This is a genomic window from Agrobacterium larrymoorei, assembly GCF_037722385.1.
Classification (GTDB): Bacteria; Pseudomonadota; Alphaproteobacteria; order Rhizobiales; family Rhizobiaceae; genus Agrobacterium; species Agrobacterium larrymoorei_C.
In genome coordinates, this window is record NZ_JBBKAQ010000018.1 from 346,531 (window position 1) to 357,267 (window position 10,737).

At 57.7% G+C, this 10,737-nt stretch carries 9 protein-coding genes and 1 pseudogene; 4 read left to right on the forward strand and 6 right to left on the reverse strand.

The window, feature by feature from the left end:
* Nucleotides 1-476 precede the first annotated feature (476 nt).
* On the forward strand, nucleotides 477-1,484 hold the full coding sequence (locus WKI41_RS17935; RefSeq protein WP_340194844.1) for a P1 family peptidase: 1,008 nt from the start codon (nucleotides 477-479) through the stop codon (nucleotides 1,482-1,484).
* On the forward strand, nucleotides 1,481-1,876 hold the full coding sequence (locus WKI41_RS17940) for a winged helix-turn-helix domain-containing protein (protein WP_340194820.1): 396 nt from the start codon (nucleotides 1,481-1,483) through the stop codon (nucleotides 1,874-1,876). Before WKI41_RS17935 ends, WKI41_RS17940 begins: the two co-directional genes overlap by 4 nt.
* Nucleotides 1,877-1,883: 7 nt before the next feature.
* Here the strand turns inward: WKI41_RS17940 and modC are convergent, their stop codons facing one another.
* The 3 genes from modC to modA form a co-directional block, all read right to left on the reverse strand.
* On the reverse strand, nucleotides 1,884-2,957 hold the full coding sequence (gene modC / locus WKI41_RS17945) for a molybdenum ABC transporter ATP-binding protein (protein WP_340194821.1): 1,074 nt from the start codon (nucleotides 2,955-2,957) through the stop codon (nucleotides 1,884-1,886).
* Nucleotides 2,954-3,655 carry a molybdate ABC transporter permease subunit gene (gene modB, locus WKI41_RS17950; protein WP_340194822.1) on the reverse strand — a complete coding sequence of 234 codons (702 nt, stop codon included), beginning with the start codon at nucleotides 3,653-3,655 and terminating at the stop codon, nucleotides 2,954-2,956. Before modB ends, modC begins: the two co-directional genes overlap by 4 nt.
* Nucleotides 3,656-4,117: 462 nt before the next feature.
* Nucleotides 4,118-4,912: a molybdate ABC transporter substrate-binding protein gene (gene modA / locus WKI41_RS17955; protein ID WP_340194823.1), complete on the reverse strand. Its 795-nt coding sequence runs from the start codon at nucleotides 4,910-4,912 to the stop codon at nucleotides 4,118-4,120.
* Between the two features lie 252 nt (nucleotides 4,913-5,164).
* Here modA and WKI41_RS17960 point away from each other — a divergent pair, with 252 nt between their 5' ends.
* Nucleotides 5,165-7,258, forward strand: a complete 2,094-nt coding sequence (locus tag WKI41_RS17960; RefSeq protein ID WP_340194824.1) for an AAA family ATPase — start codon at nucleotides 5,165-5,167, stop codon at nucleotides 7,256-7,258.
* Nucleotides 7,259-7,349: 91 nt separating this feature from the next.
* Here WKI41_RS17960 and WKI41_RS17965 read toward each other — a convergent pair whose 3' ends face one another.
* Together WKI41_RS17965 and WKI41_RS17970 are read right to left on the reverse strand one after the other, a co-directional pair.
* Nucleotides 7,350-8,078, reverse strand: a complete 729-nt coding sequence (locus tag WKI41_RS17965) for a hypothetical protein (protein ID WP_340194825.1) — start codon at nucleotides 8,076-8,078, stop codon at nucleotides 7,350-7,352.
* A 63-nt stretch (nucleotides 8,079-8,141) separates the two neighbouring features.
* Nucleotides 8,142-9,425 carry an NAD(P)/FAD-dependent oxidoreductase gene (locus WKI41_RS17970; protein WP_340194826.1) on the reverse strand — a complete coding sequence of 428 codons (1,284 nt, stop codon included), beginning with the start codon at nucleotides 9,423-9,425 and terminating at the stop codon, nucleotides 8,142-8,144.
* 283 nt (nucleotides 9,426-9,708) lie between these two features.
* On the opposite strand from WKI41_RS17970, the gene WKI41_RS17975 reads away from it, so the two are divergent.
* On the forward strand, nucleotides 9,709-9,945 hold the full coding sequence (locus tag WKI41_RS17975) for an Lrp/AsnC ligand binding domain-containing protein (protein ID WP_340194827.1): 237 nt from the start codon (nucleotides 9,709-9,711) through the stop codon (nucleotides 9,943-9,945).
* Between the two features lie 463 nt (nucleotides 9,946-10,408).
* Here WKI41_RS17975 and WKI41_RS17980 read toward each other — a convergent pair.
* Nucleotides 10,409-10,737, reverse strand: a pseudogene (locus tag WKI41_RS17980) (IS481 family transposase); the annotation flags it as partial.

Below are 10,737 nucleotides of genomic sequence, written 5' to 3' on the forward strand. Positions count from 1 at the left end.
CGGACGTGATCCACTGCTGTCCGGTTTTAAGTTCTGGTTTGGATCTGCCGCACCCCCCTCTGTCCTGCCGGACATCTCCCCCTCAAGGGGGGAGATCGGCAAGCGGCGCCCTTCGCATGTTCTATCCCACTGGAGTTTGGGGCGAGACGGTGCAACAGTTCGATCTCCCCCCTTGAGGGGGAGATGTCCGGCAGGACAGAGGGGGGTGCGGTACGTCTCGGCGGTCTACCGAAAGAGCCGAAGTGAGGTGACGGCGGGATATCCCTCCTTCCTTCATTCCTGTGCTTGTCACAGGAATCTAGCAGTCGCGCGTCTGCGCGACGAGAAAGGTCCTTTCAGACCAAAGACTTGGTCTGACTGGATTCCTGTGACAAGCATAGGTATGAGGGTGGGTGAGGCTGACCCCCGGCAACAGTGACTATCCCGCAATTGACAACACCTCCCCACAGCGGGATACCGGCATGACAACAGAAGGAATGCCGCCCTTGCATAATCTGCTGATCGATATTGACGGTGTTGCGGTGGGCCATGCCACCGATCTTACGCTCGGCTCCGGCGTGACAGCCATCGTTTTTGACGAACCGGCCATTGCCTCCGGCTCGGTTCTGGGTGGTGCGCCAGGTGGGCGCGATACGGCCCTTCTCGATCCTTCGATGACGGTGGAGGCGGTGGATGCCTTTGTGCTCTCCGGTGGGTCGGCCTTTGGGCTGGATGCGGCAGGTGGGGTGCAGGCGGGGTTGCGACAGGCCGGGCGCGGTTTTCCGGTGGGCTATACCCGCGTGCCGATCGTGCCGCAGGCGATCCTGATGGATCTTTTGAATGGCGGCAACAAGGATTGGGGGCTGCATTCGCCCTATCGCGATATGGGATATGAGGCGTTCGAAGCCGCTTCGCGTGAACCCTTCGCGCTTGGAACCGTGGGGGCCGGAACGGGGGCCACGACCGCGACCGTGAAAGGCGGGCTGGGCTCTGCCAGTGCCAAGACCTCCACCGGCATCACGATTGCGGCGATCGTTGCGGTCAATGCCTTGGGCTCGGCAACGGTTGGCACCACGCAAAACTTCTGGTCGGCTCCCTTTGAACAGAATGGCGAATTTGGTGGGCTTGGCCTGCCAACGCAGTTCACTGAGACCGATACGGCGCTTCGCATCAAGGGCGTGACGCTGACGGCCACCACCATTGGTGCAGTGGTGACGGATGCGGTGCTGACCAAGGCGCAGGCGCATCGGCTTTCGATCCTGGCGCATGATGGGCTTGCCCGCGCCGTGCTGCCCTCGCACCTCTCCAGCGATGGCGACACGATGTTTGCCGCCGCGACGGGCAGACGCCCGCTCTCGCAGCCGAGCGATTTTGCCGAACTTTGCCATCTCGCCACGCTGGTCATGGCGCGTGCCATTGCCCGCGGTGTGTTCGAGGCGAGCGCGCTTCCGCATGAGGGCGCGCAACCCTCCTGGCGGGATCGCTTCGGAGCCGCGCAGCCATGAGCGACACGCCATCGCGCCCGCCGCTCAAACCTGTGCTGCGGGTGGATTTTCCGCCTAACGAGCGGCTCGGTCGCGGCAAGATCGAACTGATGGAGCGTATCGTTGCCACCGGCTCCATCTCTGCGGCCGGACGCGCCATGGACATGTCCTACCGCCGTGCCTGGCTGCTGGTGGATGCGCTGAACCACATGTTCAAAGAGCCGGTGATCGAATCGCAGCGCGGCGGCAAGCAGGGCGGCGGTGCGGGGCTGACGCCTTTTGGTGAAGAGCTGCTGGTGCGCTTTCGCGGCATGGAAGCGCGCATGCGCGAGACGCTGCAGGCCGATCTCGACTGGCTGGAAGCCAACCGCGCAGCCGACGATCGCAAGACGCAGGATGCGCCCTCTCAATAGCGCCCATTCAATAAGGGTCGAGTGCTGCCGATTTGACGATGGCGAAGACTGGGCTTCCGGCTTTGAGCGACAGCCGCTCGATGGAAAGGCTCGTTACGCGCGACTGGATGAGGGTGCCGCTGCACGCCACCTGCACCAGCGCCATGCCATCGGCCAGCGCAATGCCTGTCACGTGGCCTTCGAGAATGTTGAGGGCGCTCAAACCCTCCGGTCGCACCGTTGCCAGCATCACGTCTCTTGCGGGAATATGCACGCGCACCGCCTTGCCGGGCTCTGCGTTTTGCGCGGGCACCTGAAGCGCGGTTTGACCCAGCCGAACGGTCGCGAGCCGGTGGGCAGCATCGAAGGCCTCCACCGTGCCGGAAAGAATGCTGCCTGCTTCGCGCCGCTCCAGATAGGCGCTGAAGGCGGGCTGCGAGAGGATGTCCGAGGCCGGCCCAGCGGCATCGATCCGGCCATCCTTCATCACCACCACCTGGTCTGCCAGGCGCGAAACTTCGCTGACCGAATGGCTGACGTAAAGGATCGGGATGGTCGTCTCGTCGCGCAGCCGCTCCAGATAGGGAATGATCTCGGCCTTGCGCGCCTCATCGAGGGCGGCCAGCGGCTCGTCCATCAACAGCAGGCGGGGGGAGGAGAGCAGCGCCCGGCCAATCGCCACGCGTTGCTTTTCGCCACCGGAGAGCTTTTCCGGCCGCCGCTGCAACAGCGCGCCGATGCCGAGCATTTCGATCACATGGGACGTGACCGCCGCATCGCTACGCGCACCGGAAAACCAGCGGCCATAACGCAGGTTCTGCTCCACGCTCAAATGCGGAAAAAGCCGCGCTTCCTGAAACACATAGCCGAAGCGCCTCTTATGCGCGGGCGTGAAGATGCGTTTCTGCCGATCCGCCAGCACCGCGCCATCCAGCTCGATCCGCCCTTCATCCGGCTTCACCAGCCCGGCAATGATGCGCATCACCGAGGTCTTGCCGGAGCCGGAGCGGCCGAAAAGTGCGGTCACGCCTTTGTCTGCGGTAAAACCTGCATCCAGTGTGAAGCTGCCCAGCCTGTGGCGGGCGTTGAAGGCCAGCGTCATTGCCCGGCCACCCTTCTGCTGACCAAGCGGGCCAGAAATTCCGATGCCAGCAGCGCCAACATGGAAATGACGATCGCCACCAGCGTCAGGCGCATGGCGCCTGCATCTCCGCCCGGCACCTGGGTGAGGCCATAGATCGCCGCTGAGAGCGTTTGCGTTTCGCCGGGAATGTTGGAGACGAAGGTGATGGTCGCGCCAAACTCGCCCATCGCCTTGGCAAAGGCGAGGATCATTCCGGCAATGATGCCGGGAAGGGTGAGCGGCAGCGTCACCGTCAGGAACACCCAGAGCGGGCTAGCGCCCAGCGTTCCCGCCGCTTCCTCCAGCTTGCGATCCACCGCCTCGATCGACAGGCGAATGGAGCGCACCATCAGCGGAAAGGCCATGATGGCGCAGGCAAGGGCCGCACCCGTCCAGCGGAAGGAAAAGACGATGCCGAAATGCTGATCGAGAAACGCGCCGATCACGCCCTTGCGGCCAAAGAGGATCAGCAGCAGAAAGCCGGTGACGACCGGCGGCAGGATCAGCGGCAGATGCACGATGCCGTTCAGCAGCGACTTGCCGAAGAACCGCCCGCGCGCCAGCGCCAGCGCAATCAGAATGCCGAAGGGAAGGCTTGCCAGCATGGCAACGGTCGAGACCCACAGGCTCAACCGTATCGCCGTCCATTCCTCCGCACTCAGCGATAACCAGTCCAAACTACCATTCCTGTTTTTAAAGCGCGTCACGATCTTTCAGAGTCGCTCCTTACGCTTTAGGTCTTTGTTTTGTCGCATGTCGTTGTCGCAAAACCGCTGCACACTTTTGCGCGACATGCTTTAGGCGCCGAGGTGCGCAACATCGCCCCCCACTTTTGCGACACCGCCGCCTGCGATCTGACCGCCTGTCGTTCCCGCAAACCGCTGAGCAACTTTGCGCGATTTGCTTTAAGGATTTGTTCCGATGCCCGTTCTGAAGCATGGTCCACGCAAAACTGTGCAGCGGCTTCGCGATACGACATGCGACAAAACAAGGGCCGAGAGCGCCGGGAGCAAATCTGAAAGATCGCGATACGCTTCTAGCCAATGACGAGTAGCGTTTTGGCGCAAACGCGGTCAGAGCCGACGCGATGATGGGGCTGTGAAAGCCCGCCACGCCGTTTCAAACCATGCGTCCTTGCCTTACTTCAGAACCGTAAAACCCTGGGCCTCGAAGAAGGGTGCTGCCTTGGCCGATTTCAGAAATTCAAGATAGGCGGCCGCTGCCGGGCTTTTGGCATCCTTCAGGATCGCGACGGGATAGATGATCGGCGGATGCGAATCTTCCGGGAAGGTGCCGACGATCTTGACGCCGGGATCGGCCGCCGCATCCGTCTGGTAGACTATGCCATAGGGCGCTTCCCCGCGCGAGACCAGCAGCAGCGCTGCGCGCACACTTTCCGCCCCCGCCACTTTGCCGGAAACGGCGGACCAGACGCCAAGCTTCTCCAGCGCCGCCTTGCCATATTTGCCCGCCGGCACGGAATCCACCGCCCCCATGGCAAGCTTGCCATTGCCCACGAGAGCCGAAAGATCAAACCCAGGCTTGATCTCCACCGGCTTGGCACTTGCCGCAGGCGCAACCAGAACGAGGCGGTTGCCCAGAAGATTGCTCCGCGTGTCTTGCCTGATCAGCCCCTTGCCCGCCAGATAATCCATCCAGGCCAGATCCGCCGAAATGAAAACATCCGCCGGCGCACCCGCCTCCACCTGCTTCGCCAGCGCAGAACTCGCCGCATAGGACACCACAACGTCATCCCCACTCTCCTTGGCGAATTCGGCATTCGCCGCATCCAGCGCATTCTTCATGCTGGCCGCAGCAAAGACAGTGACCTTCTCGGCAGCCAGCGCCGGGGAGGAAAGGGCAGGTACCACAAGACACGCGGCGGCGATGGCCCATGCTGCGGTTTTCAGAATGATGCGGCGGTGAAGTGTCATGGTTGCTGCCCTCAAGCGAGATATCTGGTTGGATATATCGGTGGTAATGGATGAGGGTTATGTTTGCAAGGATATAGCGAAGCGCCAAGTTTTGAGATCTGAAGATTCGTATCGCCGCATATGCGCCCGCAAGTATGAGGCGCGACTTACCTGCAGTATTCAAATCGAATATCGCCAGATGTGCCGACCTTCATAAATATCTAAAGTTGTATATCATCTGAATCGAGAATATTTTTCACCTTGGTCAGGCAAATGAAAATAGATCATCTGAAAGTGAGCAACTTCCGTGGAATTCGAGAAGTTGAGATGTACGATCTTGGCACAATGGTCATAGTTGCTGGCCAAAATGGCTCTGGTAAGTCGTGCATATTTGACGCAATTCGACTATTGAAGTCAGTTTATGGAGGCTATCAGCAAAACGAATGGCAGCAGTGGCTTGGTGAGTTTCAAATACAAATTACGAATAGGGCAAGTGACTTTGCCTCTATGTTTAACGACGCTTCTAAGCCTCTCTCTATCGTTTGCGGATTCAAACTATCCGCCGAAGAACGCTCTTACATTCAGGCAAACGCCAGTGATCTTTTAACGGAAGCCACATGGCGTATGCTTATACCCGAAGCCTACGGGTGGGGTGGAATGCGAATGGCTCCTTTCGCGGCGCAGTTTAGGGATAGAGAACCAGAAGTGCGCGCCCGTGTAGAAGCGGCTCAAGTGAACTTGATGGCTGAACTCGCCAAGCCCATCTTGCATGCGCAGTGCATAATCCCTGTAGGAGATGTGCCGAGGATTGTGCCATCCATAGCGTTGGAAGCCATATTCAGCACCTTTCGACCGCGAGAAATTGGCGTTATCGATTATCATGGAGCACAAAGGCACTACGGGCGTGAGCTAGTACAAGGCATTAACCTGAACTTGGATGCAAATGAGCAGCAACGTAGTCAATCGGCGTTATACAACTATTCTGCTAAGTATATGAATGTCAAAGCGGAAATGGCCTCGTCTTACATCCGTGAGGTACTTTCTGAGCAGGCGGGAATACCTAGATCAACGCAATCATCGCTCACAAACACGCTCAAAGAGTTGTTCGAAACTTTCTTCCCGGACAAGACATTCCTAGGACCTCAACCCACCCCAGACGGCAAATTGACATTTCCGGTTCAGACGGCCGGCGGTAACGTGCACGATCTTGATGAATTGAGCGCGGGGGAGAAAGAGATTCTTTATGGTTATCTTCGCATCCGCAACTCTGCACCGCAACATTCAATAATCTTGTTGGATGAGCCGGAGCTTCACCTGAATCCTAGGCTAATCCGCGGACTACCCGGCTTCTATCAGAAGAATTTAGGATGGGCGCTCGACAACCAAATCTGGTTAGTGACGCACAGCGATGCCTTGCTTCGAGAGGTCGTTGGGAGAGATGGTTACAACGTCTTCCATATGCTGCCATGTGGTAATGTTCCCGCAGGAGAAACGCAGTTAAAGCCACTATCAGTGAACGCAGACTTGGAGTTAGCGATAATCGATTTGGTCGGAGACTTAGCTGCTTATCGACCAAGTGGCAAAGTTGTAATTTTTGAGGGTGGCGGCGATTCTGATTTCGACCAGAACATAACAGGCAAGTTATTTCCTGAGCTCCTTGAACATGCCAATCTCGTTTCAGGCAGCAATAAAGCGAGGGTACAAGCGCTTCAAGAGGTGCTAGAAAAAGCTACTGAAAAAGCCCAACTTCCGTTCAAGTTCTTCGCAATAACTGATCGAGATTCTGAAACGCACATTAATCAGAATCAGAGGGTGCGCTCCTACTCCTGGGATGTATATCACGTTGAAAACTATTTTTTACAGCCTCTATTTATCGGGAGGGTCCTAGAAGCTTTGGGTAACTCAACTATTCCTCGAGAAGCCGAAATTACAGATGATCTCCGCGAGTGTGCTCGTGAAAGTATGTCTGAATTAGTACGTCATGAACTGGCTGAGTTTGCCAATAGTGCCATGGTGGGAGCGATTGACACTCGCACGGATCCAAAAGCCGGTGATGTTGGCTTGTCGCTTTCCAAAGCGGTTGAACGCTCACTCAACCGTTTTGAGTCGGTAGCGGCCTCCGCTTTGAGCCGAGAAGCGTTATCGAACAAGGAGCTAGAGCTTCGTCGAAAATATGAGGAGCATCTGGCAAGTGGTGAATGGATCAGATCTTTCCGAGGTCGAGATATTCTGAAAAGATACGCAGGAAAACGGGTGCCCGGCCTATCTTACGAAGTATTTCGAAATCTGATTATTTCTCAGATGCGCGATGCGAGCTATCAGCCCCCTGGTATGAAGCAAGTAATAGATCGCATTATTGCGGACTGAGGCTTCTTGTGGCTTGTCACAACCATTCGGAACTTACCTGTTGATCCGCAGCATGCAGACTTGGTCAGCGCGAGCTAGCTACGGTCTGTAACTAGTTTGCGTTGAGTTTCATTTTCCTGATGATCTCACCCAGCAGGACGTCCAAATCTGCGGAGAAATCAACCTGCACGGACGTGGGTAAATCTTCTGAGGCGCGTATGGCGGAGTGGAGATGAGCGTCAGCAATACTCCGCAAAGAATGTTGAAGCCGCATCATGTTCGTCTTGAAGGAACGGTTCTGCGGCCCGCCGTAGTTACTTACCACCTCTGCAAAGGATCTGAAGCCTAGTACTGGAGGAACATGGTTTACTATTGTTCTAAGCAACATCGCCGTTGACATATGGCAATTGTTGGCCGCTGCAACGTTGATTTCTCTGCATAGCTCAATTAGCCGCGAGAAGTCCCACTGTCTGCCTTGGAGCGCTTCCAACGCTGAGATGCGTGTGGGATCGACGTACATTCTGTGAAATGTTTGGGAGGCCGGATTGATTCTCTCTTTCCGCGCTACCGCACGTGAGGCGGCTCTAATTTTGGCAATTACTTCTTGTGCTGAGGAGTATGAGGGGCTGCCTGTCACCCTCATGGGTAAGTAAGTTAGATTGGCTGAGAAATTATTTGGATTCCCGAACTTGCAATCTATTTCTTGTCGGGCCTCCGCCAGGAGGCGATCGAAATGCGCTTTGAACGGTGAAGGTAAAAATTGACCTGCGAAACCTCCTCCGTTTTGGAACAAAGGGAGTAAGTTGTCCAATTCGTCAGCAATTGATTCCAGCTCGTGCATATTCACTTCTGAGTAGTTGCTTGCGCCTCCAATTTATACATAGCCCAGCTATAACAACCAGTGCTAAAACCTTTCCCCCGCAAAATGCGCTACCTGCGCACCCGCCTCATAATAGGCTTCCTTCAGCGCCCGAAAACTCTGTGCCTTGGGCTCCGACACCGGCAGCGGCAGGTCGCTTTCGCTGATCTCGCCGGCCACATGGGTGGCCAGTGTTTTGCCGAAGGTGGTGCCCGGCGCGATGCCGCGGCCGTTATAGCCGCAGAAACCCACGACGTTCTTGGCGAAGCGGTGGAAGCGGGGGACGGCGTTGTCGGTCATGCCGATCTGGCCGTACCATTCGCATTCGAACTCCACATCGCCAAGCTGCGGGAAGAGGCGTTTGAGCGCGCGTTTTGCCCAGGCGCGGTGGACGCTAGCGCCTGTGTTGCGCAGTGCGCCGACACTGCCGAAGACGAGGCGGCCGGCCTTGTCCATGCGGAAGGAGGAGAGGATTTCTTTGGTGTCCCAGCAGCCTTCCCGGCCGGGCAGAACGGACTTGGCGAGATTATCGCCCAGCGGGCGGGTGGCGAAGTTGAAATAGGGGAGGTAGACCTGCTCCTCGCGGATGATCTTCCACGGGCCCTGGCTATAGGCTTCCGTGGCCACAATGATCCAGCCTGCCGAGACGGACCCGCGGTCGGTGCGCACCGTCCAGCCTTCGCCATTTTCTTCCGTCGCATGCACCGGGCTTGCCGTGTGGATGATGGCGCCCGCCTTCAGTGCGGCGTTGGCCAGTCCGCGCACGTAGGCAAGCGGCTGCAGCGTTCCGGCGCGTTCGTCGAGAAGCGCGCCCGTGTATCCGCTCGTGCCGATGCGTCTTGCGGTTTCCTCGGCGCTGAGGATTCTGACCGGCGCTCCGCGGGCGGCCCATTGGTCGCAGCGCTCGCGAATTTCGGTCAGCCCCGCTTCGCCGACGGCGCAATGCAGCGTGCCGTTCTTTTCCAGCTCGCAGGCGATCTCGTGTTTCTCGATGATCTCGCGCACCAGGAAGGGCGCGTTGCCCAGAAGGTCGAGCAGGCGGTCGCCATAGACCGGGCCCAGCACATTGGGCAGTTCCTTCGGCATCACCCACATGCCGCCATTGATGAGGCCCACATTGCGACCCGCACCCCCAAAGCCGATTTCCTTGCCTTCCAGCACGATGCACTTGATGCCGCGTTCCGCCAGATGAAGGGCCGCCGAAAGGCCGGTAAAGCCACCGCCGACGATCACCACATCCGTCGTCACATCCCCTTCCAGCGCGCTGGTTTGTGGCGGTGGCGGAGCGGTCTTTTCCCAAAGGCCATGCGAGCGGGGATCGTTATACATCGGGGGCATCCACAATCATGAGGCAGCGTTGCCGGACAGGCGATTGGGCGCGTTGAAGCGCCCTTTGGCAAAACTCTATCGCGGCGCACCCGCGCTGACCATCGACATATCGTCATCAATTCATGCAGGGCGGGAATAGCAGGGTGAGCAGGCTCAACGGGATCGTGCGATGTGAAAGGCTTGAAAGAGCGTGCGGCCTCGGCCAATAGTGGCGCATCCATGCGTCGGCGGCTGTTTGCCGCTCGCAACGCTCATATCAGCCTTTCGGCGAGGAAGACCAGTCATGAAGCCCATCTTCGTTCAGCTCCAATGCGCACCTGGCAAGACCTATGAGGTGGCGGACGCCATCTACAAGACCGAACTGGTTTCGGAGCTTTATTCAACCAGCGGCGAATATGATCTGCTGTTGAAGATCTATCTGGAGGCGGAGCACGACGTGGGCAAATTCATCAACGACAACATCGTCAATATTCCGGGCATCGTGCGCTCGCTGACGACGCTGACCTTTACGGCGTTTTGAGACGGGGTTCGTGGCGAGGAGAGGGCGACACCCTCTCGTTCGTCATCCTCGGGCTTGACGCACTGCTGCCCGGTTTAAGCTGAGGCATCTTTTTGGGCGAGCGGTTTTTCTCTTTCCGGTAGCGCCCGGACGTGCCGCACCCCCCTCTGCCCTGCCGGGCATCTCCCCCTCAAGTGGGGAGATTGGCAAGAGGCGCTCCTGGCATGTCTTATCTGACCGGAGTTTGGGGCACGACGGTGCAACAGGTCGATCTCCACCCTTGAGGGGGAGATGCCCGGCAGGGCAGAGGGGGGTAAGCCGCAAATCCAGAACGTAGCGGGACATGGGCAATCAGCACACGACGTAAATCTGGATGCGAACATCAATGCTTCAAGGGTGAGCATGACATGGAGAGGTTTAACCGCATCGCTACGTGGTGCGGACGAGAACTGTCCGGACCGAAGACATAGGTAACAGTTTGTACCTAAGACATAGGTGACAATCTCGTGCCGAACGGATTGTCGATGGTTTGCAGCGTTCTCTGTTCCAGGTCGATATATCCTATATCATAATGCATGAAGCTGACGAGCCAAATGCCGTCTTCCACCTCCTTCAATCCGAGTTTCTGTCCGGCCAGCACGGTCGAGATGTTGATCTTCTTGCGATAGAGGCAGGCGCGTCCGCAATTGGTGACGATGATGTCGCGATCATGAAAAGAATAATCGATCTCCGGCAGGCCAAGGTAGGATTGCAAAGAGGCGGTATAGAGATCGGCAGGCACTTTCATGCCGATCGCCTCATGTGGCCTTTCAC